This window comes from Streptomyces tsukubensis (assembly GCF_003932715.1).
In the GTDB taxonomy this organism is placed as follows: domain Bacteria; phylum Actinomycetota; class Actinomycetes; order Streptomycetales; family Streptomycetaceae; genus Streptomyces; species Streptomyces tsukubensis.
Genome location: NZ_CP020700.1, coordinates 5724372 through 5749344, shown reverse-complemented (window position 1 = coordinate 5749344; position 24973 = coordinate 5724372). Strand labels below are relative to the sequence as shown.

At 70.2% G+C, this 24973-nt stretch carries 23 protein-coding genes; 8 read left to right on the top strand and 15 right to left on the bottom strand.

Annotated features, from left to right (window positions below; translation table 11 throughout):
• Positions 1-50: 50 nt before the first annotated feature.
• The 8 genes from B7R87_RS23840 to B7R87_RS23810 form a co-directional block, all read right to left on the bottom strand.
• Positions 51-239, bottom strand: a complete 189-nt coding sequence (locus B7R87_RS23840) for an FxLD family lanthipeptide (protein ID WP_006346485.1) — start codon at positions 237-239, stop codon at positions 51-53.
• Between the two features lie 144 nt (positions 240-383).
• Positions 384-833, bottom strand: a complete 450-nt coding sequence (locus B7R87_RS23835; protein ID WP_006346486.1) for an NUDIX hydrolase — start codon at positions 831-833, stop codon at positions 384-386.
• Positions 830-1690 carry an endonuclease/exonuclease/phosphatase family protein gene (locus B7R87_RS23830; protein WP_006346487.1) on the bottom strand — a complete coding sequence of 287 codons (861 nt, stop codon included), beginning with the start codon at positions 1688-1690 and terminating at the stop codon, positions 830-832. Before B7R87_RS23830 ends, B7R87_RS23835 begins: the two co-directional genes overlap by 4 nt.
• Positions 1687-3834, bottom strand: a complete 2148-nt coding sequence (locus B7R87_RS23825; RefSeq protein WP_006346488.1) for a DEAD/DEAH box helicase — start codon at positions 3832-3834, stop codon at positions 1687-1689. Before B7R87_RS23825 ends, B7R87_RS23830 begins: the two co-directional genes overlap by 4 nt.
• On the bottom strand, positions 3831-4718 hold the full coding sequence (locus B7R87_RS23820; RefSeq protein ID WP_006346489.1) for a Scr1 family TA system antitoxin-like transcriptional regulator: 888 nt from the start codon (positions 4716-4718) through the stop codon (positions 3831-3833). Before B7R87_RS23820 ends, B7R87_RS23825 begins: the two co-directional genes overlap by 4 nt.
• Positions 4715-5641 carry an endonuclease/exonuclease/phosphatase family protein gene (locus tag B7R87_RS23815; RefSeq protein ID WP_100249082.1) on the bottom strand — a complete coding sequence of 309 codons (927 nt, stop codon included), beginning with the start codon at positions 5639-5641 and terminating at the stop codon, positions 4715-4717. The genes B7R87_RS23820 and B7R87_RS23815 overlap by 4 nt, the downstream gene beginning before the upstream one ends.
• A gap of 267 nt (positions 5642-5908) precedes the next feature.
• Positions 5909-6043, bottom strand: coding sequence for a hypothetical protein (locus B7R87_RS34170; RefSeq protein WP_269847465.1), 135 nt, complete (start codon positions 6041-6043; stop codon positions 5909-5911).
• 238 nt (positions 6044-6281) lie between these two features.
• Positions 6282-6605, bottom strand: a complete 324-nt coding sequence (locus B7R87_RS23810; protein ID WP_130585206.1) for a hypothetical protein — start codon at positions 6603-6605, stop codon at positions 6282-6284.
• Between the two features lie 341 nt (positions 6606-6946).
• Here B7R87_RS23810 and B7R87_RS23805 point away from each other — a divergent pair, with 341 nt between their 5' ends.
• Positions 6947-8317, top strand: a complete 1371-nt coding sequence (locus B7R87_RS23805) for a hypothetical protein (protein ID WP_006346492.1) — start codon at positions 6947-6949, stop codon at positions 8315-8317.
• Positions 8314-9153: an NAD(P)-dependent oxidoreductase gene (locus tag B7R87_RS23800; RefSeq protein ID WP_006346493.1), complete on the top strand. Its 840-nt coding sequence runs from the start codon at positions 8314-8316 to the stop codon at positions 9151-9153. Before B7R87_RS23805 ends, B7R87_RS23800 begins: the two co-directional genes overlap by 4 nt.
• A gap of 221 nt (positions 9154-9374) precedes the next feature.
• On the opposite strand, the gene fxlM is transcribed toward B7R87_RS23800, so the two are convergent.
• Positions 9375-10598, bottom strand: coding sequence for a methyltransferase, FxLD system (gene fxlM, locus B7R87_RS23795; RefSeq protein ID WP_006346494.1), 1224 nt, complete (start codon positions 10596-10598; stop codon positions 9375-9377).
• A 371-nt stretch (positions 10599-10969) separates the two neighbouring features.
• On the opposite strand from fxlM, the gene B7R87_RS23790 reads away from it, so the two are divergent.
• Both B7R87_RS23790 and B7R87_RS23785 read left to right on the top strand, forming a co-directional pair.
• Positions 10970-11236: a helix-turn-helix transcriptional regulator gene (locus tag B7R87_RS23790; RefSeq protein ID WP_078902124.1), complete on the top strand. Its 267-nt coding sequence runs from the start codon at positions 10970-10972 to the stop codon at positions 11234-11236.
• A 123-nt stretch (positions 11237-11359) separates the two neighbouring features.
• Positions 11360-12793, top strand: a complete 1434-nt coding sequence (locus B7R87_RS23785; RefSeq protein ID WP_006346496.1) for a tyrosine-type recombinase/integrase — start codon at positions 11360-11362, stop codon at positions 12791-12793.
• Positions 12794-12826: 33 nt separating this feature from the next.
• Here the strand turns inward: B7R87_RS23785 and B7R87_RS23780 are convergent, their stop codons facing one another.
• Complete coding sequence (locus tag B7R87_RS23780) at positions 12827-13990, bottom strand: Dyp-type peroxidase (protein ID WP_006346497.1); 1164 nt, start codon at positions 13988-13990, stop codon at positions 12827-12829.
• Positions 13991-14097: 107 nt separating this feature from the next.
• Here B7R87_RS23780 and B7R87_RS23775 point away from each other — a divergent pair, with 107 nt between their 5' ends.
• Positions 14098-15438, top strand: a complete 1341-nt coding sequence (locus B7R87_RS23775) for a right-handed parallel beta-helix repeat-containing protein (protein ID WP_040914100.1) — start codon at positions 14098-14100, stop codon at positions 15436-15438.
• 7 nt (positions 15439-15445) lie between these two features.
• On the opposite strand, the gene B7R87_RS23770 is transcribed toward B7R87_RS23775, so the two are convergent.
• Complete coding sequence (locus B7R87_RS23770) at positions 15446-16171, bottom strand: hypothetical protein (protein ID WP_040914120.1); 726 nt, start codon at positions 16169-16171, stop codon at positions 15446-15448.
• A gap of 260 nt (positions 16172-16431) precedes the next feature.
• Here B7R87_RS23770 and B7R87_RS23765 point away from each other — a divergent pair, with 260 nt between their 5' ends.
• Positions 16432-18948, top strand: a complete 2517-nt coding sequence (locus B7R87_RS23765; RefSeq protein WP_078902125.1) for an SdrD B-like domain-containing protein — start codon at positions 16432-16434, stop codon at positions 18946-18948.
• Positions 18949-19069: 121 nt separating this feature from the next.
• Here B7R87_RS23765 and B7R87_RS23760 read toward each other — a convergent pair whose 3' ends face one another.
• From B7R87_RS23760 to B7R87_RS23750, 3 genes are all read right to left on the bottom strand, one after another.
• A complete protein-coding gene (locus tag B7R87_RS23760; RefSeq protein WP_006346501.1) occupies positions 19070-20167 on the bottom strand; it encodes an alkene reductase in 1098 nt (365 codons plus the stop codon).
• 63 nt (positions 20168-20230) lie between these two features.
• Positions 20231-21226, bottom strand: a complete 996-nt coding sequence (locus B7R87_RS23755; RefSeq protein ID WP_006346502.1) for an LLM class flavin-dependent oxidoreductase — start codon at positions 21224-21226, stop codon at positions 20231-20233.
• Positions 21227-21402: 176 nt separating this feature from the next.
• Positions 21403-22329, bottom strand: coding sequence for a zinc-binding dehydrogenase (locus tag B7R87_RS23750; RefSeq protein WP_006346503.1), 927 nt, complete (start codon positions 22327-22329; stop codon positions 21403-21405).
• Between the two features lie 110 nt (positions 22330-22439).
• Here B7R87_RS23750 and B7R87_RS23745 point away from each other — a divergent pair, with 110 nt between their 5' ends.
• Complete coding sequence (locus B7R87_RS23745) at positions 22440-23132, top strand: TetR family transcriptional regulator (protein ID WP_130585207.1); 693 nt, start codon at positions 22440-22442, stop codon at positions 23130-23132.
• Positions 23133-23370: 238 nt separating this feature from the next.
• On the opposite strand, the gene B7R87_RS23740 is transcribed toward B7R87_RS23745, so the two are convergent.
• Positions 23371-24135 (bottom strand): hypothetical protein, encoded by a 765-nt coding sequence (locus B7R87_RS23740; protein ID WP_006346505.1) that lies wholly within the window; start codon positions 24133-24135, stop codon positions 23371-23373.
• Positions 24136-24297: 162 nt separating this feature from the next.
• Here B7R87_RS23740 and B7R87_RS23735 point away from each other — a divergent pair, with 162 nt between their 5' ends.
• Positions 24298-24900, top strand: a complete 603-nt coding sequence (locus B7R87_RS23735) for a TetR/AcrR family transcriptional regulator (RefSeq protein WP_040914130.1) — start codon at positions 24298-24300, stop codon at positions 24898-24900.
• The last annotated feature ends 73 nt before the right edge of the window (positions 24901-24973 follow it).

Below are 24973 nucleotides of genomic sequence, written 5' to 3'. Positions count from 1 at the left end.
CGGGGCTGGACGGACCGCTCCGCCCAGCCCACGCTGTTGAGCCGGATTGGCTACGAGGTGACGCAGGCGCTCGGGCAGGACGAGCCACAGGTGTCGCCCGTGGTGCACGTCAAGACGGTCTCGGTCGCGGGCGTGCCCTCTATGAAGCTGATGTCGAGACCGAACGGGTCGGCTTCATCGACAGCGCCGACAGTCTGCTGGTCTTCGGCCACCGGCTTCTCGGTGTCGATCGCGGTCATGCGTGACTCCTTGGGTAGTAGCGGATCGTCCAGGGGTGCGGGCCTGGTCTGGCCGTCTGCGACGCTAGCCAGGTCGCGGCCCCCTCGACGGTCCTCTTCGCGGCAGAACACGGTTGCGGGTGGAGTTCGGCTGAATCTGCACGGTCACCCCTTCTTGCATGGACCTCTCGGCGCGGGCTGGGTGGCGGTGGTGTCGAGGTACTGCTGAACAGGCAGATAGAACCCGTCGGGGACATAGTGGAAGACGTCGCGGAGGGGCACCCAGCTGATGTCCGCAACTTCGTCGGGGGCAGCGCGATGGGCGGTGCCGGACCGAATCGCGCAAGCGAAGTAGAGGATGCGGACGCCGGTGCCCGGGTGGATTCGCTCTCTCAGCTGCTCCGTGACCGCGACGACAAGGCCGGTCTCCTCCTTCACCTCCCGTACGACGGCGTCCTCGGGAGACTCGCCCTGCTCGACCTTCCCTGCCGGGAACTGCCAGGTGAGTGACCCTTCGGGCACCCGTCGTCTGACGAGGAGCAGGCATCCGTCCCGGAGGATCACGCCGGCCGCGACCGCGGGCGTCCCGTCGCCGCCGGGCGATGGCTTGGTCATGTACTCACCTCGAAGTCGAGCACGACGGGGAGATGGTCCGATGCCGAGCGTGCCCCGGGTGTGTCGTGGGTGCGGTAGGAGGTGGGGATAAGTCCGCGGACGAGGATGTGGTCGAGGCGGAGGGGGACCTGTTCGTTGTCCCACCAGTAGCCGACGGTGGCGTCCCGGGGTTCTTTGGTGGTGGTCTGGGGGTCGGTCCATCCGGAGTTCAGGAGGACCTGGACGGCCCGGCGGTCCATGCCGCCGAAGCTGCCGTCGTCGGTGACGAGCCGGTACCGGGAGTGGAGGTTACGGGGTGTCCGGCCCCAGTCGCCCGGGTCCTGATCGAAGGTGCCGCAGCAGTTGAGGTCACCCAGAAGGATGGCCCTGCTGGGGCTGCCGGGGAAGTCGTCGCCATAGTCGGTGAGCCAGCGGGCTTCGCGGAGACGGGTGTCCCCGTCGGTGTGGGCGAGGTGGGTGGCGAAGACGAAGAGGTCGTTGGTGTCGTCGGTGGCGCCGGCGGGGCGGAGGCGTGCGCGGATGAGGGCGTGGTGGAAGACCTGTTCGCCGAGGCGGCGGCGTCCGACCAGGTGGAAGGTGTCGGGCCGGTGGAGGAGGGCGGTGAAGTTGCGGCCATCGCCGACGTGCGACCGCTCCATGGCGACCGGGACCATGCCGAGGGTGTTCGCGAGGTCGAGTAGCCGGCGCTGGTCCTGGTCGTTCCAGCCGGTGCACTCCTGGAGGGCGAGGATGTCCGGGCGCAGACGGGTGAGGATCTCGGTCTGCCGGGCGAGGCGTTTCGCCGAGCCGTCAGGGGCGAGGCCGCCGCAGAAGAGGTTCCAGGTGACCGCGCGGGCGCGGGTGGAGGTCGTGTTCACAGGCCGTACTCCGGGGAGCGGCCGGGGAGGGGTACGCCGAGGTCGAGGAGTTCCCGGACGCGCTCGGGCGCGAGTTTGCCCTTGCGGGCCTCGACTCTCCTGTTACTGGCCCAGGTGCCCAGCTTCTCCCCGCCTGGAGCGATGTGGCTCTGAGGGATGTCGGCGTGGCCGTGGCGGTCGCGGAAGTCCCGGACGAGCTGGAGGTACTGCTGGTAGCGGTATTCGATGGCGTCCCAGATGAAGCCGATGCTGTTGAGGTAGGCGACCGTGTCGGGGTTGCCGAGGTCGCCCTCGCCCCGGCGGTAGCGCTGGACGTACCGGCCCAGGTTCCGGGGGCCGGGCGCGGAGTCCGGCGCCGTGTAGTCGTAGGGCACGTTGAGGTCGCCGTGCTCCTTCTTGTAGTGGTGCAGAGCCTCGAAGAAGACGGTCTGGTCGTGGTCGCGCAGGTTCCACACCATGCCGAGCGCGTCGAGCTGGTCCTGCCGTTCCTGCTTCAGCTCACCGAGGGCGCGGCTCCGGCGGGTCCGGTCGGCACGGATCCCGAGGGGGTAGCCGTGGTCGGTGACGTGGTTGTAGCGGATGACCAGGTGCCCGTACTGCTCGCGGAAGGCGGTGGCGGCCCAGATGAACTCCTCCCAGGGGTCGACCTTGCCCAGGGCACGGACGGTGATGGCCTGGGTGAAGCGGGAGGTCACCGGGATGCCGGTCAGGCGGATCCAGTCGGGCAGCTCGTATCCTCCGCCGGGCTCGCTGCCGGAGCCGGTTCCGTGGAGGTCCAGTCTGGCGGCGAAGCCGTCGTCGTGGGCGGCCAGCGCGCGGACGATCTGCCACAGCGGGCCGAACGCGGAGGTGCTGAGGGCGGCTTCGGGGTCCTGTCCGGGGCTGAGGTGGACGGGGACGAAGACGGCCGCGGTCTTCTGCCCGCGGGCATGGCGGCCGAGGCGGATGGCTCTGCCCACGGCCTGGACGGTGTCGATCGCTGACTTGCGGGGGTCGATGAAGGCGACGCCGTCCACGGTGGGGGCGTCCACGCCCTCCCCGAGGACCCTGCTGTTGGTGACGACGCCGAAGGAGTCGTCCGTACCGCGGAGCCGGTCCAGGATGCGGCGGCGCCGGTCGAGGGGCTGCCCGCCGTGGACGTAGTCCGCCCACACCGCGGTCGGCCGGTCCCCAGGAGGAAGGAGTCCGGCGGTCTGCGGGAGGGTGGTGGCGAACCAGCGGGCATCGGAGACCCGGTTGTGGAAGGTGATCATCCTGCGCAGGCCGTGCTGGTGGGCGGCCCGCAGCAGGGCGACCTGGGTGGCGAGCATCTGAGGGGCGAGCGCCGAGGCGCCCAGTTCGTAGAAGTCCGGTTGCTTGCTGGCCGCGAGGGTGATCTCCCGGACCTGGTCGTCGGTGATGACCGGTACGACGGCCTGGTAGTCGGCCAGCAGGCCCAGCCTGATCGCCTCACCGAACGGGAGCCGGAAGACCGTCGGGCCGAAGATTTTCTCGTCGTCCATGCTGATGACGTCGGTGTCGGAGGACTCGATCCGCGGTGTCGCGGTGAGGTTCAGCCGACGGCGGGCGGCGATCCGCCCGCTGTCGTGGACAGCGGCCCACGCCTTGTAAGCCGAGCCTGCGGTGCGGTGGGCCTCGTCCGCGACGACCAGGCCGATCGACGGCATCCCGACGTCCTGCGCCGCTGTGATCACGGCCAGGCTCTGGTACGTGCACACGATCGTCACGCGCCCGCTGGCGTCGTGGACGAGGCGGGCGAGCTGGTTGCCGTCGGTCGTGACCGTAGCGCGCTGGTCGTCCAGGTCGCCCTGGTGGTAGCGGGCGACCGCCGGGTCCGAGCACACCGCGATCACCCTGCCGAGGCCCCGATCGCCGACAACCTGCCGCCACTCCCGGACGGTCTGGGTGAGGAGTTCGAGCAGCGGGGCCGCGATCAGCACGATCCCGCCGTCCGGCACCGTCTCCCGGGCGACGACGGCGCCCACCCTTGTCTTGCCCGTCCCGCACGCCATCACCGCGGTGACCCGCTCCTCGGTCCCCAGCGCGCGGGTGATCGCGGCCACGGCTTCCTCCTGGTGCGGCCAGAGCAGGGCGCCGCTGGCGGAGACGGCAGCCGCCCGTGCTGTAGTCCTGGTGCCGATCACTGGTTTGCCTCCTGTGCGCAGGCTGCCCGGGTGCGGCGGATCAGGTCGAGGCTGGTGCCCGCGGGGAGAGCTGCGGCGACCGCGGAGTCGATGACGTACTGGAGCCGGGCGGCCGGACGACCGGTGGAGTAGACCGTCGCAGCAGCCTCCTCCACATGCAGACAGCGCCCGTTCGGCAGACCGAGCACGGTGAGGGTGCCGTGCGGCGGGACCACCCCGGCGTACAGGGGAACGATCCGGATACTCGTACGGGCGTGCTCCGCCAGGTCGAGCAGATGGTCGAGCTGCTCCGTCATGACCGCGGGGTCGGACCTCCGTAACAGGACGGTCTCCTCCAGCAGGAGGAGGACCTCCTTGTCGCGGCTGGCGGGCAGCATCCGGGCGGCGATGGCATCCGGCTGCGGTACGTGTCCGACAGGAGTGTTCGTCCACCAATGCGTCGCGTAGCCCTCGGTCTGCACCAGGTGGGGGATGTTCCAGGCAGAGAAGGCGGTGATCCGGTCCGCCTCGAACTCGCAGCCGGCCACCCGCTCGAACCAGCCGGGCGCGACATCGGCCGCGTAGTCCCCGCCGATGTGGGCGAGGTCCCACAGAGGGCGTACGGCGTCACCGGTGTCCGGGGACCCGTACAAGGTCAGCAGCCGCTGGAGAGCATCGGCCGAGGGGACGGCCTGGCCGGCCTCCAGCCGGGCCGCCGCCCCGGTCGTCCATCCCAGGGCGCGGGCCGCGTCCCGCAGCAGCAGCCCGCGCCGACGGCGCTGGGCCCGCAGGTAGGTGCCCACCATTTGGGCACCGGCCGAGGGAGCCGTCAGCACGTCCCCGGTCCACCGGGCATCGTCCGCGGGCCGCAGGACCGTTCCCTCGCTGGAGAGTGCGAGCTTCACCGGGCACCGCCCGTCGGCGTCAGCTCCACCGGGGCGAGCGGCTCGAAGGACCGGGCCAAAGCCTCCACCGCCTTGCTGTAGGAGAGCACTGCGACGACGGCGTGGTGGTCGCTCACCCCGGACATGTCCACGGTGAAGACCTCCAGGACCGCCTGCACCAGCCAGGGATCGAGATAGAGCCGGTCGATCCGACGCGGCCCGCCCTGCCCTTTCGCGGACGGGGCGTGTCCGGCCGTCGCGGCGAGCGCTCGCGGCTGGTCGAGGTGGTGGGCGGCGTACCGGGCCGGGTCGTGCAGACCCGCGCCGAGAAGGAGCCTGTCCACCGACGTGCAGCTCACCCGGGACCCGTCCGGCCCTTCGATGCTCCGCTGCATCATGTGGACGCGGTCGGTGACGTCAGGGCTGGCCCAGTCGATCGGCGGGACCGTTTCACCGACGGGGACGGGGTACTCGTTGCAGTCCCCCGCTCCGACGAAACCCCAGCCCTTCTTGGTCTTGTCCGCCACGGCGAGGATCTCCTCCGCCTCCCGGACCCGGCCGCTCGGGGTCGGGAACCCGCAGTGCCAGGACATCAGCGTCAGCGGGTTCTGCACGCCCTGGAGCCGGGCGACGATGTTCGTCGGCGGCGCCCGCCACGGATCCCGGTGCTCGTGGTGCTCCAGGACGTCGAGCACGTCCGGGCGGATGAACAGTGCTGTGGCGTTCCGGCTGGACCTCGGAGCGCTGAGGAAGCCCCTCATCCCGAGCACGCGTTCGGCGGTGTGCAGTCGGCGCCGGCCGTGGAAGTGGCTGTAGGTCGCCTCCTGCCGGAACAGCACGTCGGGCTTGAACGGCGCGAAGACGGCTTCGTGGGCCTCGATCCACCTCGGAGGAGGGGCGCCGTCCTCGTCCGGACCACCGTCGTGCTCCAGGTTCGCGGTCATGAGGGTGAAGGTCCGCTCGCCGAAACGCGGCAAACTCACAGGTACTCCGATCACTAACGAGGGAAAAGGGGCCCCGGCCGCGAGCTGACCTCCCAGCAGCCGGGGCCCGTTCGTGCCGCGTCGGCGGCACGAGGGAAGCGCGCCCTTCGGTGCAGACGGCACCTGGCGGTGCGGTCGCCAATGCCAACCGCGATGGGAAGCGCCTCCCGGAGGTCGCTCCGCTGCCCGGCACAAGCGCGGGGGTCCGGGCAGGCGGAGCGGACCGCTCTACAGAAGCGCCGCGAACTGGCTGACCAGCCATCCGCAGAAGCCGACGAAGAACAGGAACATGCCGAAGATCTTCACCAGACCAAAGCCGGTGGCCTTCAGGGATTTGCGATGTCCGGCGCGAAGCGCGCGCATCGGGTGGAGGACGGAGACGACAACTCGGTGCCGCCGGTTTCCGGCACTTGCGTGTGAGGGCGTACTCACAGCCGCCCCCTGTCCATCAGGACCAGTGCCGACGCCATGGGACGGGGGATGAGCACCTCGTCGGGAAGGCAGTCCGGGCCGAGCGGCAGCACCTGAGCGGGAGGGGCGCTCCGGTCCGGAGGGCTCACCTGAGTTTCAACAGTTCCGGTACCGGGACACGGATCGGTGTTCAAAGCTGTTCACCCACCAGATCGAGGAGGTTCAGGACGGCCAGCGCCACGCCCCGGGCTTCGGCCACGGAGAGTCGAGCACCCGCCGAATGCGCACATTCCCTTGCTCGTTGTGCCCGATGAATGACGTCTGGCGGGCAGCGCACCGCGAGTTCCGGTGCCTGAATTCGGAGCAGGATGTGGTCGAGCGCGGCGGCCAGCCTCTGGACGGCTTCCGTCCCGGGTTCGTTCGTGGCGTGCTCCCCGACGAGGTCGTTGAGGTCGTCGTAGACCTCGGTGACCGAGTAGAGGTCCAGCTGTAAGGCGGCCAGCAGCCGGACCATCAGGTCCGGGGGAGCCTGGCGCCTGAAGCCAACGGGCGGCATACAGCTCTGCGCCGGAGGAGCAGGGAGCGATGTCCGGCGGAGCAAGATCACACTTCTCGCCTCCCTTTGTTGTGTTCGAACCATCGTGGGCACTCACCGCGACGGCGTTCGTACCGTCGGTAGGGGAGGCAGCCTTTCGCCGGGTGCCGGACTTAGCGACTGTCCTGCCGGGACTTGTGCTGCCGTATCCGGCCTTGATCGAGTCGTTCCAGGTCGGATTGGGGCCACGGGAGGCCCGCGACTTCTTCCACGGAAAGCGGACGCCTAGCGTGGGGCTGAACCGAGTAGGAGGGACCGCCATGGAGGGGTCGAGCCCGACCTTGTTCAGTCTGCTGATCCAGCAGAGAGGGTGGACGGACCCCCATGTCTTCGCCCGGCGCTACGCGTCGGCGGCCCGCGAGCTGTCCGTGGCGGAGGGGCCGCCGAGCCTTGCCACCGCCCGGGTGGAAGTACGGCAGTTCAACCGATGGCTGCGGGGCGACCTCAAGGGGCAGCCCCGACGCGAGGCCCGCAGGATCCTGGAACACCTGTTCCGGCCCACACCGGTGGACGCCCTCTTCAAGCCGCCCGTCCTCTCGCCCTCCGTCACGACGGAACCCACTGACAGCGCGGGGGTCAGCGACGCGGCAGGTATGGACCATGCCGTACCGGGTGAAGATATGGTCATGGCGGCAGCCGAGGAATCAGCGGACTTCGCGGCGCGCGTCGAGGGAAGCAATGTCGGCCCGGCGACACTGGAGCAACTGGAAGCCGACATCCGGCGCGTCGTCAGCACGTATCCGAATCGTCCAGTCCAGTCCCTCTTCTCCGAGGTGCGCCGACTCCGCAACCGGACGTTCGAACTGCTCGAAGGGCACCAGCGTCCCGACCAAACAGTTGATCTCTATCTCGCCGCTGGGACGCTCTGCGGCGTACTGGCCAACGCGAGCTTCGATCTGGGGCGGTACGAGGCGGCCGAGACCCAGGCGAGAACCGCCTTCCTGTGCGGTGAGGCCGCCGGCCACAACGGTCTTCGGGCATGGGTGCGGGGCCTTCAGGCGCTCATGGCCTACTGGGACGGACGGCCGGAGGCAGCCGTACGCCTCGCCGAGGCGGGCAGTCAGTACGTACCGGAGCACGGTACTGCCGCCATCCGGCTGGCGAGCATCAAGGCCCGTTCCCACGGGCAGCTCCAGCAGTCCTCCGAGGCTCTCGCCGCCCTTCTCGAAGCCGACCGGTTGCGGGACCAGGCCAGCGAGGACGCCCTCCCGGGCATGATGGCCTTCCCGCTCGGGAAGCAGCTCTACTGCGCGAGCACCACCCAGCTCTGGCTGGGAGGCAGCTCGGGCCTTGACGAGGCCGAGACCATGGCCGAGCAGGCTGTGGCCGACTTCCGTTCCGCTCCCGCCGGCCAGGTGCGACTGGGGGAGCTGAGCCTCGCCAGGATGGACCTGGCGGTCGCCCGCATGGGGCGGGGCGACCTCGAAGGTGCCGCGATCGAGGTGCACGAGGTGATCCAGGTGAACGGGCAGCGCCGTATCGAGAGCGTTCGGAAGCGCCTGGGGCAGTTCGGGCGACAGCTCACGGCCCATCCCAGCGGGCACTCCCCCATGGGCATCGGGCTGCGGGAGGCTCTGATCTCCCACCAGGACCGGCTCGCACGCGAACTCCCGCCGGGAGGCCCGGCATGACCACCGTCACCCTTCTTCACCCTGGCTCGATGGGGTCCACCATCGGGGCCGCGGCTGTGCGCAATGGGCACCGAGTCCGCTGGGTGACGACCGGCCGCAGCCCGCGAACCCGGGCGCGGGCTGCGGCTGCTGGCCTTGAACCGCGTGACACGCTCGGCGAAGCGCTTTTCGGCAGCGACATAGTTCTGTCCATCTGCCCAGCTCACGCTGCCGAGGACACGGCGAAGTCGGTAGCTGAGCAGGGCTACGAGGGCGTCTTCGTGGAGGCCAATCCCATCACCCCGGAACTGGTACGCCGGATCAGCAGCAGAATGCCCGCTCGGTGCTCAGTGCTCGACGGGTCGATCTTCGGACCGTCATCGGGCTCCAGCAGAAGCGCCCGAATCTACCTGGCCGGCGACTCGGGCACGGTGGCGTTGGTGGACAGCCTATTCGCGGGAACGGACGTTGAGGTCCGTACTGTCGGCTCCGATCCCGGTACTGCGTCGGCCTTGAAGTTGGCGTTCACCAGCTACCAGCGATCGGCCCGGGTTCTGGCCGCGATCTCGCACGCCCTCGCGGCACGACATGGCGTATCCGATCTTCTGGCCGAGGAAGCACGAGGCATGTCCTCCAACATCCTCTCGGCACCGGAGTACCTGCCGAGCGTCGCGGCCCGCGCGTGGCGCTGGGCACCCGAGATGGATCAGATCGCGGAAGCGCTACGATCCGCAGAGTTGCCGGACGGCCTGGCTGAACTGACCGGTGAGATCTTTCACCGCTGGGACACGGAGCAAGATCAGAACCCTTCCGTCGAGCGCGTGCTGGCCCTCTTGGCTGGGACCGAAGATAGTTGACCTGGTAGCGATCTCACGGCTCTATTGGGACGTCCAGGCGATCGACGCTTCGGGTCTCTGGGTGCCAAGGAGGCCGCCGATTCGGCTTGGGCATGGCTTCGCGACTCACTGGCAGACGCCCCTGGCCACATCCCCTGAGGAAACACGTGAGACCTCGGCCCAAAGGCTGGCTTCATAACCTTCCCTTCCAGGGTGGTGCGGGACGCCCTGATCTCCGGCGTCTACGCCGGGGGCCAGGCGAGCGAGATCCGGCTGTGCACCTTGTCGATGATTCGGTCGGCCAGGATCTGCGCGTCGGGGGTGCCAGCCGGATAGACGCGGAAGACCGGGTTAGGGCCGCCGCGCCGGTCGCGGTCCCAGGCGCGGACGTGGTCCGCGACGATCTTGGCGAAGCCGGAGGCCGTGGGGCCGAGGGCGTGGACGCCGTACTCGACGCCCTTGTCGTCCTCGGTCCGGCGGACGGTGAGGTAGGCGAAGTCGGTGCCGTCCACGGCGGCGAGGGAGAAGGACCTGTTCGAGGGAGTGACGATCCCGGTGTCCAGGTCGGGGTCGACCGTCATGACGCAGAAGCCGGGCAGTGTGATCGCCAGGTGCATCTGGAGGGTGTCGACGAGTTCGCCGCGACCGACCTCAACCCCGGTCCACAGCTCCACCCGGGGCGTAGTGACGGCGTTGGCGAGCAGGCTCGGGTCGGCAGGCAGACCGTCGTCGAACCGCAGCCCGATCTCCGGGGCTCCGGCGACGAGCAGCAGTTCCTCCCGGTGCGCGGTCGAGCCCTGCATGGGGACGAAACCGCAGACGAACGCGGACTCGCTCTCCAGGTGATCGTCGACGCGGACGAAGGCCACGGACCGGGTCAACCCGCGCATCCTCAGCGGTACCACCAGCCGCCCGCCGGGAGTGAGCCGCTCGGTCCACGCGGGCGGGATGTCCCACGCACCCGCAGTCACCATGACGAGATCGAACGTACCGAGGTCGTCCAAGGGCTCCGCCGCGTCGACGCAGACCACGCGGACCCGGCCGCAGCCGTGCTCGTCCAGCAGCCGACGGGCCCGGTCCGTGACGGTGGAGTCGATATCCACGGTGACCACGTCGCCCGCTTCCCCGACCAGCTCCGCGAGGTAGGCCGCGTTCAGACCACCCGAGCCGATCTCCAGCACCCTCATCCCGGGTCGGACCAGGGCCTGCTCCAGCATCATCGCCTGGATCTGCGGCGCGGACACCGAGCTGAGCTGGAGGCCGTGCTCGTCCGTCTTGGTAATGACGGCCGAGTACGGCGCGTACGCCTTCCCCAGCGTCGCCTCGGGGGCAAACGCGTGCCGGGGAACCTTCCGCATCACGGCCTCGACCTCCGGGGAGAAGATCGCGCCGTCCGCGACCAACCGGTCAACGACCTCGTTGCGGAGCCGTGCGGCCTCGTCGGAGCCGACCGTCGTATAGGTCATGAGGGTGTCCTTCGTTCGTACGTGTTCGGTGCGAGTACGCCGGAACGCTATCGGTGGTCGCCACTCTTCTTCGGCAAACGAGAAGGGCTGGCCGGAATACGCTGCGGCGGGGTTACTCAGCCTTGTGTGGGTCACTACCGCACCATCTGGCCTCGGCAGACAACTTGGCCATCACAAGCGCTGAACAGGTCATCGCCGATCTGACCAATCCCTCTCAGATTCTGCGGCTGATCCGACCTGAGCCACGCAAAGAGACATGCAACAAGAAGTCAACCAGGGGCCTTCTACCACCAACGGCCCGGTCCAACCAAATCTTCCTTTCTCCGGATCATCCTCCTGTCACCTCAAGGCTGGACGACAGGAACGCAGCTATGCCCCAGGCAACCTCACAGCACGAACCGGCCTTCTTGAGCCTCCCCCAAGCAGCCACATATCTTGGGCTCTCCCCGAACACCCTTTACGTCTGGCGTCATCGACGCCAGGGCCCGCCGAGCTTCCGCATGGGCCGTCGCGTCATGTACCGGATCACCGTGCTTGACGAGTGGGTGCGGGCCCAAGAGCTGTCCGATTCACGGTCGAATCGCTCCCTTGACCCGCTTCTCCGAAATCCTCAAGCTCGCATGCGCAGGGTCACGTAGCACAACTCCCCTCGAAAAATCCTTCAAAGAGATCTCCGGATGCGGGATAAGGACCGGCTCCAACCAGCGTTCTGAACACCCACTCGGAAGGAATCACCGCACCACAAGGGGAGCACCAAACGCATGGCCGGTTACATAGAGGACCGATGGCTGAAGAAGCGGCCGAACAAGGAGACCGGCAAGCGCGAGCGCACCGCCCTCTACGGCACGGGCAAGCGGTACCGCGTCAAGGGAATACCGGGGGTCCAGGACCGCTCGTTCACCACGAGTGAGGACGCCAAGAAGTGGCTGGCGACCGCCACGACGGACTCCCGTCGGGGTGAGTTCATCGACCCCCGAGACGGTGCGATCTCGGTCGGCGACTACATCGTGGAGCACTGGTGGCCGGGCCGTACCGATGAACCCTCGACCGCCGGCCCCATGGCCAGTCGGATCAACAACCACCTCATCCCGCTGCTCGGCGACGTGGCACTGCGGGACATCGACGCGTCCACCCTGCGCACCTTCAAGGCGACCCTGCTGACACGGGTCGAGGACTCGACCGCGGAGGTGATCTGGGGACACCTCTCCTCCATCCTCAACAGCGCCGTGGACGACCAGCGGCTTCTGCGGAACCCGCTCAAGGTCCACAAGAGCGTCAAGGCCCCGCGCGCCAAAGAGAAGAAGGCCAAGGCGTGGGCCCGTACGACCGTCGACGCCGTCCGGGAGCAGCTCCAGGAGCGCTACCGGTTCGCCGTGGATCTGGGGCTCGGGCTCGGGCTGCGCCAGGGCGAGGCGTTCGGGCTGGCCGAGGAGGACTTCGACTTCGCCAACATGATCGTGCGCATCCGGCGTCAGCTCCGGTGGGACATGAAAGGGCGTCCGTACTTTTGTCTGCCCAAGGGTGGCAAGACGCGGGAGATACCGCTCTCCCCCAACCTGGCGGCCCGCGCCCGCGCACACTTCCGCCGGTTCCCCTCGACGGCGTGCACCCTCCCCTGGCGGAACCCGGAGCCTCCGGCCAACGCGCTGGAGGAGCGGCAGCGGCGTCCGATCACCGTGCAGCTCGTCCTCACGACCTCGCACGGGAATCGGATCTACTACAGGACCTGGAACGAGCGGAGCTGGCGGCCCGCCCTTGCGGCCGTCGGGCTGCTCACCGTGATCGGCGAGAAGACTCAGGAGTACGGCGGCCGAGTCCGCCGCTACCCCGTCTACGCATCGTCGCGGTCGGACATGTTCCATGTCCTGCGGCACACCTACGCCAGCGTGCAGCTTGAGGCCGGCGAGTCCGTGGTGAGCCTCGCGGCCTGGCTCGGGCACTCCTCCCCCAAGATCACGCTCGACCACTACGCTCACTTCATGCCCGGGGCCGGGCGGCGCGGTCTGGCGGCCATGGACTCCTGGCTCGCGGGCGATCAGCGCAAAGTCCCTGAGAAGTCCCTGGCGGCCGATTGGGCCTCCGGTCTCGCCCTGAAGCCGCAGCTCAGGGGCATGATCACTATGGCGGCCACGATGAAGGTCAAGTACAAGGAGACGGCGCGGGGCGGGCTCGCGGTGAACATCATCGAGTGCTGAGGGCCTTGTGACGGGTGGCCCCCGGACAGGGAGTCAGCCGAACAACGAGGAACCGAGCGGGCGTCGCGGGCCGTAGCCGGGGAGGATCAGGAAGGTCGCGCCGGCGGTCGTGGTGGTGAAGGGCAGCAGCGCGTCGGAGGAGTCCATGCGGCTGAGCGTGGCCGTGAAGGTCCGCAGGTCGTTCTGGAAGCTGATGAACAGCAGGCCGGGGGCGGGATGGTCGATGCTGTAGGAGCGGCGGAGCATATGGCCGACGCCGACCACGGTGGGATTCGCCCTGCGTACATGGGCGTCCACGGGGACGAGGTAGCGCCCGTCGGGTGTCTTGGCGCCCAGTCCGGGGGGTGAGGCGACGCTGCCGCCGGAGAGGGGTACGCCGCTGGACCGGCGCCGCCCGAAGACCGCCTCCTGCTCGGCGACCGGCAGGGCGGCGAACCGCGTCAGGTCGAGTTCCATGCGCCGCAGTACGGCCAGGGTGCCGCCGGCGACCGCGGGGGGTCCGGCCAGCCACAGGTCGCGCTCCTGCTCGGCGGTGGTGTGCGGGCCCACGATGCCGTCGATGAAACCGAGCAGATTGCGCGGTGCGGAGCGGCCGTCGGCCACGGGCACCTCCGCACCGCGGCGTCCGAGCTGCCGCCAGCGCTCCCGGACGCGGTCCCCGGCCTGGTCCAGCAGCGCTGCGGCGACGACCGGCAGAAGCAGGGCGTCGCCCGCGCAGATCTGTATCAGCAGATCACCGCCGCGCGCCGGCGGGGCGATCCGTTCGCGGGAGAACCGCGGGAGGTCGGCCGCGCCGGGCAGTGCGGCGCCGGCGGTCCGTACCAGCCGTGGACCCACGCCGACGGTCACGGTCAGATCGCCCGGGGGCAGGCCCAGCAGCCGCGGGTCGGACCCGGCGGCGAGGGTGCGGACGGCCTCGCCGAGTTCGGCCAGCAGCGGGCCGGGCGCCACCGTGGCTCCGAGGTCCGCGACCAGGGCCAGCAGATGGGGCTGGGCCGTCCCGGGATGCAGCACACCCGCCTGATGGCGGCCCGTCACCGGGACCGGCGCGGGCCTGGGCGCGGGCGACGCGGAAGGGGCGGGCCGGCCGGGCCGGGCGGAGTTCCCCGAGCATCCGGCGAGGAGACCGGTAGCCACCGTGGCGCCGGTGACATCGAGGAACGCGCGGCGCGACGGGGGCTGATCGGCGCGATGCATGAGGGGTACAGTGCCATACCCGGTCCGCCCCCGTCGCCCAACCTTCGTACGGCGACAGGGAGTTCGACCTTCCAGCGGGCGGCATGACGCCGTGTCAGACTGGGATCATGTCTCGATTGGCTCTTCGCATGACGGCGGCCGCCCTGGGCGCCCTGGCGCTGGTGACCGGCTGCAGCGACGGTGGTGGCGACGCATCGGGCGAGGGCAAACGGCCGGACGGCTCGCGGGTGACGATCCGGGTGCCCGGTGACGCCCCGACGATCTCGGCCGCGGTGTCCCTGGCCCGCCCCGGTGACCTGGTGCTGGTGGCTCCGGGCGTATATCGCGAGTCGGTACGGATCGACACGGAGCGCGTCACCCTGCGGGGCGAATCCCGGGCCGGGGTGGTCATCGACGGGCAGGTGCGGCGACCGAACGGCGTGGTCGTCACGGCGCCCGGGGTGGCCGTGGAGAATCTGACCGTGCGGAACAACACGCACAACGGAGTGCTGGTCACCGGTTCGGCAGCGGCGGTCACCGGACTGCCGGGCAGCGGCGGCTACGACACCGGCGACGAACCCGTCAACCTGCTGAAGTCGTTCCTGGTGTCGCATGTGACGGCGACCCGCAACGGCCTCTACGGCATCTACGCGTTCTCCGCGCAGAACGGTGTCGTCGAACGCTCCTACACCTCCGGCGGGGCCGATTCGGGCATCTACGTGGGCCAGTGCAAGCCGTGCCGGATCGTGGTGCGGGACAACGTCTCCGAACTCAATGCGGTCGGTTACGAGGGCACCAATGCCGGCGGAGACATGTATGTGGTCGGCAACCGTCTGGTCGGCAACCGTGTCGGACTGACCACCAGCTCCGACCACCAGGAGAAGCTGCTCCCGCAGCGCGACGCCGTCATCGCGGGGAACCTGATCGCGGACAACCAGCAGCGGCAGACCCCCGAACAGGCCGACGGCGGCTGGGGTATCGGCATCGGCGTCGACGGCGGCAGCGACAACCGGTTCATCCGCAACCGGGTCACCGGCCACACCAACGCCGGGCTGGTGATCACGGCGACCGCCGATCTGACGGCGGACCGCAACCGGATCACGGACAACACCTTCACCGCCAACGGTGTCGACATCGGCTGGACGTTCCCCACCGCCACCCGGGGACAGGGCAACTGCCTGGAGGGGAACAAACTCCGGACGACCGTACCGGCGGGGCTCGCGTCCAGCGCGTCCTGCCCGGTTCCCGCCACCTCACCCACGCCCTTCGGCAGCTGGCGGCGCCCGGCGGCGCCCCCGGGCATCCCCTTCACCGAGGTGGCCGCACCCGGCCCCCAGCCGGAGTTCCCGGGGGCGGGCACGGCCGGTGCCACCGTCGTACCGGAGGTTCCTGCGCTGCCGGTCGTCGCGGACATCGCACTGCCGTCGCCGTCACTGCTCGCCAACGGTGCGCGGGTCCGGACCCCATGAGCGGCCGCTAGGGCTGCGGCGTCGGTGCGGCTCCGGGGAGCGGCTGGACGGGGACGTACGCCCTGGTGTCGAAATCGAGGACCACGGGCCGCGGCGCGGAGGCGATACCGATCTCGACCCGGTACATGGTGCCGTCCGAGCCGATCCAGTAGCGCACGGTCTGTGACGTACGGGTGCCCGTTCCGGGGCCGGCACTGGCCGTGGCACTGGCACGCGGCCCCTTCATGATGTCCGTACGGTGGCCGCGCACCCGCTCCCGTCCGACCCAGGCGGCTCCGTTCTGCGGCAGCAGCGCGGAATTGTCCGGCCGGTTGCTGCCGAGGTCGAGCGCGATGGCCAGCGCGCTGTCCAGGGTCATGCCGGACGTCCGCAGCGGACGGGTGTACCAGCCGGACGCGGGCGGCTTCGCCGGTGCGGCTGCCGGGGGTTTCGCCATGGGGCGGACGAGGACGGTGCCGGCCGTCCACCGGATCAGTCCGTCGCTGGACGCATCGCGCCCGGTCCCGCGCACCACTCCGTAACCCGTATGGGTGCGGTAGTCGATGGATCCGGTGATGACCAGCCCTCCGGCGACGTTCGGCACGGTGATCGTCACGGCCCGGCCGCCCGCCTGGTAGTTGAGGAACCGCGTGACCGCCAGCCGGTTCACCTCGTCCGAGGTCAACGCCCGCGGGGAGGCGGGGTCATCGTCGTCGCCGAGGAGGAAGAAGGCGCCGGTCGCGGCAGTCGCGATACCGATGACGACGGCCGCTGCCAGGCCTAATCGTGACCATCGGCGACGCCGGGCCGTCGTCTCGCGCCCCGGGAGACGCCGCTTGGTACCGGCGTCCCGCGCTCTGCTGCTCCGTATGCTCCGCACGCGGCGCGATGGTAACAGCTCTCGCGGAGGCGGCGTCAAACTCCGCAGGCGCCGGACATGACGCGCCGTCAACTGTAGTCTCTGCGGGGGAGTTGTTGGATTTGTGTGTGCTTGTGGCGAGGTAAAGGAGCGCTATGCGATTAGGTGTACTACTGAGGTTGGGGTTGTCCGGCGTGCTCCTGGCAGGGGGCGGCGCGGGTGTGGTCCTGACCAGCGCGGGACAGGCCGGAGCGGCGGCCCCCGACGGCACGCTGACCGTCGAGGTACTGCGGGACTTCTTCGGCACCGGCGTGATCAACGCGACCATGGACGTGCCCCAGCGGGGAATGCGGGTCGCCGTCACCGACCCCGCGGGCAACCGTGTCACCGGTGTCACGGACGTCACCGGAAAGGTCGTCGTCCCGCCGTCGAACGAACTGACCGGCGGCCGGTACCGGGTCGACGTCACCATCCCGGAAACCTACCGTGACCATCTGCGGGCGGCGCCCGCCTCGACCGCGCCGAACCACTTCGACAGCTTCACCTCGTTCGTGGACGTCTCGGACGGCCAGGACGACTCGGTGACCACCGGGGTCTGGAACCCGGCCGACTACACACTGCCCGAATCCCGGTATTTCGTACCGATCCAGAGCGGTGCGGGCGGGACGGACACCCGGGCGCTGGTGGCCTTCGGAACGGATGCCCGGGGCACCTGTCCCGCGCAGGAGGCGTGCCCGGAGGTTCTCAACACCCAGGACCAGGTGGGTACGACCTACGGGCTGGCCTACGACCGGTACCGCAAGCAGCTGTTCCAGTCGGCGTTCGCCCGGCGGTTCACCGAGTACGGACCCAAGGGCGGCAACGCGATCTACATCACGCCGGCCGACGGCGGGCGTGCCCCGAAGCTGTTCGCGACGGTCCCGGGCGCCGCGCAGACAGCGCACGACACCGGCAACCTGATCAAGGACGCCGGGTTCACCGATGCACCGGGCAAGGAGAGCATCGGCGGCCTGGCCCTGACGGAGGACGGCTCGACCCTGTGGGCGGTGAACCTGCTCACCCGTAGCCTGGTCGGCTTCGACGCGACCGGGGCCACGGCCTCGGCGCCCCTGAAGACCGTACCGATCCCCGATCCCGGCTGCACGTCGGCCGGGGACTGGCGTCCGTTCAGCGTGGCCGCCCACGACGGCAAGCTGTACGTCGGTGGTGTGTGCAGCGCGGAGAGCACACAGAAGCGTGCGGATCTGAAGGCAGTCGTCGCCACGTACGACGGCGAGGACTTCACCACCGTGCTGTCCCAGCGGCTGGACTTCGAGCGCGGGAGTGTGCTCACCGGCCGCCCGGAGGAGCAGGGCAAGTACTGGAACCCGTGGAACACCGATCTGGAGGACTGGGACAGCTTCAGCGCCGGCGGTCCGATGATCTATCCGCAGCCGGCGCTGGCGAGTATGGCCTTCGCCCGCGACGGATCGCTGATCCTCGGCTTCCGTGACCGGTTCATGGACGTCGTGAGCTGGGGCGGGCTGGACCCGAGGCCGGGCCGGGACACACCGCAGAACGGTATGTCCGGCGGTGACATCAACATGGCCTGCGCCAAGCCCACCGGCGGGTACGACTGGGAGGGCACCGGAATCTGCCCCGACCATGCCACGGATCCGAGACTCGACGGGGTGCAGCCCGGCAGTGTCGTCGAGTACTTCCCGGGTGACTTCTTCCCGAACGGCGGCTCCGCGACCCGGCCCGGGCCGCACCAGGAGTCGGCGCTGGGGTCGGTCGCGTACATCCCGCAGCAGCAGTGGATCGTCAGCACCCAGATGGACCCGACCGGCCGGGTCATCACCAACGGAACCGGCTACTACAACGTCGCCACCGGTCTGGGCCCCGGCAACGACCCGGTCAACAACGCGTACGAGTTCGTCGGGCCGAACCAGAACGGGTTCGGCAAGGCAGGTGGCCTCGGTGACATCGCGTACGCCGCGGCGAACGCGCCGATCCAGATCGGCAACGTGGTCTGGTACGACGGCGACCGCAACGGCCTCCAGGATCCGGGGCACGTGCTGCTGCCGGATGCGACGATCAACCTGCTGGACGCCGAGGGCGAGAAGGTCGCCACGACCACGACCGATGCCGCAGGCGAGTACTACTTCGGCGGGGTCGGCGCGGACTACACGCTGACCCCGGGCGCCAAGTACACCGTGCAGTTCGACGTGTGTACGGCGGACACCAGCAAGGTGCCGGGCCGGCCGGACGCCACCGACCTGCGGTTCACTCTGCCGCGCGCCGGTGACGACCGGGTGCACGACTCCAATGTGACCCCGCCGACCACCGGCCGGCTGTGCAACGGGTACGCCCCGGTCACCGCGCCGGCCACGCCGGGAGGGGTCGATCACACGATCGACGCCGGTGTGCACATCCCGGAGCCGGTGAAGCCGACACCGACACCGACCGCATCCCCGTCCCCGACGCCGACGCCGTCTCCGACACCGACCGCGTCTCAGCCGACGGCACCCAACAACCCGGCACCGTCCGGACGTCCGCCGAAGGGTTCCCTCGGCCAGACCGGTATGGCCGGTGTCGGAGGCATTCTCGCCCTCGCCGCCGTACTGCTCGGTGCGGGTGCGACCGCGGTCGTCGTCGCCCGTCAGCGGCGCGCAGCACGAAACCGCTCATAACGCCAACAACGCTGACAACGCCGACACCGGAGACAGCAAGAAGTGCCAGTGACACCCGACGGGCCGGTGCGATGCACCGGCCCGTCGGCCTGGGCGGCCGGGTGGCCGGGTGTTGTCGGGGTCAGTGGCGGGTGACCGGATCCGGGTGCACCGGGTCCAGGGACGGGTAGTCGGTGTAGCCCGCCTCCCCGCCGCCGTAGAAACCCTTCGGCCGGACCTCGTTGAGACCGGCGCCGATACGGCAGCGGGTGACCAGGTCCGGGTTGGCGAGGAAGTCCCGGCCGAAGGAGACCAGATCCGCGCCCCGGGCGAGGGCGTCGGCGGCGGCCTCCGGCTTGTCCCGGTCCGCCGGGAGGGGGGTGACCATGAGTGCCGTGGGCCACAGCTCCCGGATCGCCGGGTCGAGTTCCGTACCCGTTTCGCCGTGGTGGAGATAGGCGATCCCCAGCGGTGCGAGCGCGCGGACGAGGGCCGTGTAGGTGCCGTACGGGTCGCTCTCGTCGAGGCCCCCGAAGGGGTTGGACGGGGAGATCCGTACGCCGACCCGGTGCGGGCCGACGGTTTCGGCCACCGCGCGGGTGATCGCGACGGTGAGCCGGATACGGCCCTCGGTGTCGCCGCCCCAGCCGTCGGTGCGGAGGTTGGCGTTCTCCGCGAGGAACTGGTGGAGCAGATAGCCGTTGGCGGCGTGGATCTCGACTCCGTCGAGTCCGGCGGCCACCGCCCGGCAGGCGGCGTGGACGAAGTCGTCGATCAGCTCCCCGATCGCGTCCTCGGTGAGGACGTCCGGGGTGACGGCGGGCACCCGGCCGCCGGGGGTGTGGACGAGGGTGCCGGCGGCCACGGCCGAGGGGGCGACCGGCCGGACGCCCTCGGGCAGGAAGTCCGGGTGCGCCAGCCGGCCCGCGTGCATGAGCTGGAGGAAGACGCGCCCGCCCGCCGCGTGGACCCCGTCCGCGACCCGCGCCCAGCCGTCCTGGTGGGCGTCGGTGAACAGACCGGGCGCATCGGGGCCGATGGCCCCGGCCGCGGCCGGGTGGGTGCCCTCGGCGACGATCAGCCCGGCCGTGGCGCGCTGGGTGTAGTAGTGCGCCATCAGCGCGCTCGGCGTCCCGTCGGCCTCCGCGCGGGCCCGGCTCATCGGGGCCATGACCATGCGGTTGGGCAGGGTGAGGTCACCGAGCCGGGTGGGCTCGAAGAGGGCGGCGGGGGCGTGCACGGGAGTGTCCTTTCGTGAGACGGCGGTGCGGTGGTGGTACGGCTGCCGTACGGCGGCGATGGGTCAGAGGGTCCAGGCCTTGGCGAGCAGTTCGTACGAGCGCAGCCGGGCGTCGAAGTCCCATGCCTCGCTGAGGATCATGAGCTCGTCGGCGCCGGTGCGGCCGGCCAGGGCCTCCAGGCCGCGGCGGACGGTGTCCGGAGTGCCGACGTACGACTCGGCCAGCATGGCGTTCACCGTCTGCGCCTCCTGGGGCGACCAGAGCGCGTCGATGTCGTCCACCGGCGGGCGGAACTCCATACCGCCGCGGAAGTGGGTGAGGAACTTCTGCTGCAACGAGCTGAAGATCCGTACCGCTTCGCGCTCGGTGTCGGCCACGACGGCGTTCGCGGCGACGATCGCGTACGGCTTCGCCAGGGTGGCCGAGGGGCGGAATCCGGCCCGGTACAGCTCCAGCGCGGGCAGAAGCTGGTCGGGCGAGAAGTGGGAGGCGAAGACGAACGGCAGCCCCTCGCGGGCGGCGAGGGCCGCGCCGAAGGTGCTGGAGCCCAGGATGAAGACGGGCACGCCGGAGCCCTCGCCGGGGATGGCACGGACCTTGCGCTCGGCGCTGCCGGGGGCGAGGTAGCCGCGGAGTTCGGCGGTCAGCTCGGGGAAGTCGGCGCCGCTCTGGTGCTCGCGCCGCAGGGCACGGGTGGTCCAGGGGTCGGTGCCCGGGGCGCGGCCGAGACCGAGGTCGATCCGGCCGGGGTGGTACGCGGCGAGGGTGCCGAACTGCTCGGCGACGATGTACGGGGCGTGGTTGGGCAGCATGACACCGCCCGCGCCGACGCTGATCCGCTCGGTGGCCGCGGCGACCTGGCCGATGATGATCGACGTCGCGGAGGACGCCATGGCCGGGGTGTTGTGGTGCTCGGAGATCCAGAAGCGGCGGTAGCCGTACGCCTCGGTGGCGCGGGCCAGCGCGACGGTGTTCGCGAGGGCCTCGGCGGCCGTCCCGTCGTTGCGGATCGGGGAGAGGTCGAGGACGGAGAGCGGGGTTCCGGTGGAGCTGTTCATTTCCGTTTCTTTCAGTGGTGTCAGTGGCTGTTCAGTGGTTTGCCAGGGGCTTGTCGGGGGCTTGTCAGTGGCTTGTTGGGGGTTTGTTTGGGGGTTTTTCAGTGGCTGTTCGGCGGTGCGGGGTGTCCGACCGGGTCCGGGGACCCGGTCGGACGGGCGGCCGGGTCCCGGTCGCGTCAGGACAGGTCCAGGACGGCCTTTCCGGCGAGACGGCTCTCCCGTACGGCGTCCAGGGTGGCCCTCGCATCGGTCCAGTCGCCGCGCGTGGCGATATGCGGACGGAGCCTGCCCTCGGCCGTCTCGGCGGCCAGCCAGGTCAGATCGCGGTCGATGCCGCCGCCGGTCATCTCGAAGAACGTGACGATCGAACGGTCCTGACGGGCGGGGTCGGCGAGCAGGGCGCCCGGCGGGAACTCCGTCGCGGCACCGGAGGCAGCGCCGGTCAGGACCAGCGTGCCGCCCTCGCCCAGGGCGTTGAAGGCGGCGGCGAGGCCGGGCCCGCCGACCTGGTCGAGAACGCCGTCCACGGGTGCGGTGACCGCCTCGGGACCGGTGACGACCTCATGGGCACCCAGGGCGCGCAGCTCGTCCGCCAACTCCGGCTTCCGGGCGACGGCGGTGATGTGCGCGCCGCCCCGGGCGGCGAGCTGGACGGCGAAGCGGCCGACCGCGCCCGAGGCACCGGTGATCAGCACCCGGCGGCCCAGGAGCGGACCCAGCCTGCGCAGGGCCCGCAGCGCGGTCCCGGCGGAGACGGGCAGGGTGCTCATGACGCCGAGGTCGGCACCCTCGGGGACGGTGCCGATCAGCGCGGTGTCGACGGCGCGCAGCTCCGCCCAGCCCTCGCTGAGGCCGAGGGTGGTGACGGGGGTGCCCGCGGCCGGCCCCGAACCGTCGGCGGCGGCCCGCTCGACCACCCCGGCGGCGTCCCAGCCGATCACCGCGCCGTCCGGCGCGGCGGGCAGGATGTAGCGGAACTCGGCCGGGTTGGGCGAGATCGCCGTGACCCGGACAAGGGCCTGGTGGGGCGCGGGAACGGGGTCGGGCGCTTCGGCGAGGCGCAGCTGCCCCGGGGCGGAGCGGTCGACGGTCAGGGCGCGCATGGGGTCCTCCGTAAGTCCAAAAATGTCACTCAGTGGCATGTGCCTATGAGAGGCAAACGCGCGGTTCGGCCGGCGTATTCCGGCGGCCGTTTCTGCCTACACTCGCCGGTATGACGACGGCGACCGAGCAGACCGAGCCATCGGAGCGGGAGCTGCCGCTGCGCGAGCGCAAGCGGCTGCGCACCCGGCGCGCCCTGGTCGAGACGGCGCTCGCGCGCTACACGCGGGACGGGTTCGAGCACACGACGCTGGACGACCTCACCGACGAGGTGGAGATCTCCAAACGGACCTTCTTCCGCTACTTCGCCTCCAAGGAGGACGTGGCGCTGGCGCCGGAGAAGGAGTTCTGGGACGCGTTCCTCGGCGTGCTGGCGGAGGCAGAGTTGGCCGGGCCGGTCCTCGACGTACTGCACCGGTCCCTGGTCACCGCACTGGAACGGATGGACGGAGTGTGGGAGCGGCGGTTCGCGGAGAGCCGCCGGCTCGTGGAGCGGACTCCGGCGCTCGCCGCCCACAGCCTGCAGCACTGCGCGGAGACTGCGGACGCGATCCTGGAGCTGCTCTCCGCCCGGATCGGGCCGCTGGTCGCGGACGACACGCTGCCGGAGGCGCCCGGAACGGACGAGCTGCGGCTGCGGATCGCACTGGAGATCATGGTGGCGGCCTTCCGGTGCGCGCTCCACGCCTGGTCCACCGGGCCGGCGGACGCGGGCCGTGCGGAGCTGGTCACCCTGACCGGCCGCGCGTTCGCCGCCGTACCCGGGAGTCTGGACCTGACGGCCCGGCCCGCCGGAAGCGACTGATCCGGCCCGGCCCGCGGCGATCGGGTGGCCCGCGGTGATCGGGCGGGCCGGGGCAGCGCTTTGGGCGACGACCGGGCGGGGCGGCCGAGCCGGGTCGGGCCGGTACCGGCCGAGCGGGCAGGCCGGTCGTCGCCGGCCGGTCCGTCGGTCCCGCCCGGTGACGGATATGGGGCGCCCGGCCGGAGCCGTGAGGGGGCTCCGGCCGGGCGCTCACCCCGCCTTCCGGCGGGAGCCGCGATCAGATCTGCGGCTTCGGGTGCGGCGGCGACACGTCGAAGGACGAGTGCGCGCCGCCGAGCGCCCGGGACTCGGGCAGCCAGGACGAGACGATCAGGCTGGTCCGGTCCATGAGCTGCTCGGCGCCGAGCTGCCCGGGCAGGAAGCGGCCGAAGGCGTCCAGGCGCTCCAGGTACTCCAGGCCCTTGGAGACGGCGACGGCCGGGTCGGCGTCGCCCGACTTCTCGGCGACGGTGAGGATGCCGATCTGCTTCTCCTCCGGCTGGAACATCAGCCAGACGCTGGACAGACCCTGCTTCTCGGCCTCGTCGCGGATCGCGGGCCACACCTCGGCGAGCAGCTCCGCGACGTTCTCGTCCGTGTAGGAGTAGCGCTCGAACCGGTTGATGTGGTGCGAGGTGGCCATCGGCTTGAAGTCGTGGGCGCCGGTGACCTTCCAGTAGTGCTTGTCCACACCCGGGAAGCGCGACCAGAACTTCACTCCCGGCTCGGGGTAGAGCTCCTCGTTGGTGAAGTGGTTGTAGTCGAGGACGTTCTCCCAGGTGTCGAAGAGGTAGCGACCGCCGATGTACTTCACACCGGTGGCCGGGTCGAAGCGCAGCGGGGTGTACTTGTGCCGCATTCCGGGACGGATGTCCATGTTGGGACGCTCGCGCTCCAGCATGTCGACGAGGTCCTGCGTCGAGTAGCGGTCATCCAGGGGGAAGTCGGAGGTGAAGGCCGCCTCCGCCTTGATGGGTCCGGTCTCGTAGCCGCGGACGTCCATGACATTTCCTCTCTTACTGACAGTGCGTAGGGGTGCCCGTACGATCCGGAATCACAACCGGACCGCTCGGTCATGTTTTGAACCGTAGCACAGAACATGACCGCACGGTCCGCTTAGCCATGGAGAATGTGACCGATCGGTCCGCTTATGTACGATGGGGGCATGCAAAGAGCCGACGCCGTACGCAATCGACGCCTGCTGATGGACGCCGCGACCGCCGAGTTCGCCGAGAACGGCATGGACGTGTCGATCACCCGCATCGCCACGCGCGCCGGGGTGGGCAAGGGAACCGTCTTCCGCCACTTCGACACCAAGGAACAGCTCCTGGCGGAGATCTTCAGCGACCGCCTCGAAGAGCTGGTCGCCGCCGGGGAGCGGCTGTCGGGGGCCGACGACCCCGGGGCCGCGCTGTTCGAGTTCATGACCGTCGGAACCGAGATCCAGGCCCGGGACCGCTCCTTCTGTCAGGCGGCCGCCGCGCTCTCCCGCTCCGAGGCCACCGTCCGCACCTCCCGCGAACGCCTCGCCGATGTCGCCCAGATCCTCGTCACCCGTGCCCAGGAGGCCGGGGCGGTCCGTGACGACATCACCGGTCTCGACATCGTGCTGCTGCTCAGCGCCGCGTCCCAGGCGGTCCTCAGCATCAGCGAGGAGGCTCCCGGCCTCTGGCAGCGCTATCTCTCGATGATCTTCGACGGCCTCCGTCCGGGGGCCGCCGGTCCGCTGCCGGTGCCCGCCCCGACCCGGGCCCAGTTCACCGGATAGCCGATGGCCGACGCCGAAAGGCCCTGAACAGCGCCTCCTGCGGCGCTGTTCAGGGCCTTCTGCGTTCGTACGG

Excerpts from the sequence above, each read along its gene's own strand:
- B7R87_RS23790 (WP_078902124.1), top strand. The coding sequence starts at position 10,970 with ATGCCCCAGGCAACCTCACAGCACGAACCGGCCTTCTTGAGCCTCCCC.
- B7R87_RS23755 (WP_006346502.1), bottom strand. The coding sequence starts at position 21,226 with ATGAACAGCTCCACCGGAACCCCGCTCTCCGTCCTCGACCTCTCCCCG.
- B7R87_RS23735 (WP_040914130.1), top strand. The coding sequence starts at position 24,298 with ATGCAAAGAGCCGACGCCGTACGCAATCGACGCCTGCTGATGGACGCC.
- B7R87_RS23835 (WP_006346486.1), bottom strand. The coding sequence starts at position 833 with ATGACCAAGCCATCGCCCGGCGGCGACGGGACGCCCGCGGTCGCGGCC.
- B7R87_RS34170 (WP_269847465.1), bottom strand. The coding sequence starts at position 6,043 with ATGCGCGCGCTTCGCGCCGGACATCGCAAATCCCTGAAGGCCACCGGC.
- B7R87_RS23840 (WP_006346485.1), bottom strand. The coding sequence starts at position 239 with ATGACCGCGATCGACACCGAGAAGCCGGTGGCCGAAGACCAGCAGACT.
- B7R87_RS23815 (WP_100249082.1), bottom strand. The coding sequence starts at position 5,641 with ATGACCGCGAACCTGGAGCACGACGGTGGTCCGGACGAGGACGGCGCC.
- B7R87_RS23800 (WP_006346493.1), top strand. The coding sequence starts at position 8,314 with ATGACCACCGTCACCCTTCTTCACCCTGGCTCGATGGGGTCCACCATC.
- B7R87_RS23805 (WP_006346492.1), top strand. The coding sequence starts at position 6,947 with ATGGAGGGGTCGAGCCCGACCTTGTTCAGTCTGCTGATCCAGCAGAGA.
- B7R87_RS23740 (WP_006346505.1), bottom strand. The coding sequence starts at position 24,135 with ATGGACGTCCGCGGCTACGAGACCGGACCCATCAAGGCGGAGGCGGCC.
- B7R87_RS23765 (WP_078902125.1), top strand. The coding sequence starts at position 16,432 with ATGCGATTAGGTGTACTACTGAGGTTGGGGTTGTCCGGCGTGCTCCTG.
- B7R87_RS23750 (WP_006346503.1), bottom strand. The coding sequence starts at position 22,329 with ATGCGCGCCCTGACCGTCGACCGCTCCGCCCCGGGGCAGCTGCGCCTC.
- B7R87_RS23780 (WP_006346497.1), bottom strand. The coding sequence starts at position 13,990 with ATGCATCGCGCCGATCAGCCCCCGTCGCGCCGCGCGTTCCTCGATGTC.
- fxlM (WP_006346494.1), bottom strand. The coding sequence starts at position 10,598 with ATGACCTATACGACGGTCGGCTCCGACGAGGCCGCACGGCTCCGCAAC.
- B7R87_RS23810 (WP_130585206.1), bottom strand. The coding sequence starts at position 6,605 with ATGGTCCGGCTGCTGGCCGCCTTACAGCTGGACCTCTACTCGGTCACC.
- B7R87_RS23785 (WP_006346496.1), top strand. The coding sequence starts at position 11,360 with ATGGCCGGTTACATAGAGGACCGATGGCTGAAGAAGCGGCCGAACAAG.
- B7R87_RS23745 (WP_130585207.1), top strand. The coding sequence starts at position 22,440 with ATGACGACGGCGACCGAGCAGACCGAGCCATCGGAGCGGGAGCTGCCG.
- B7R87_RS23775 (WP_040914100.1), top strand. The coding sequence starts at position 14,098 with ATGTCTCGATTGGCTCTTCGCATGACGGCGGCCGCCCTGGGCGCCCTG.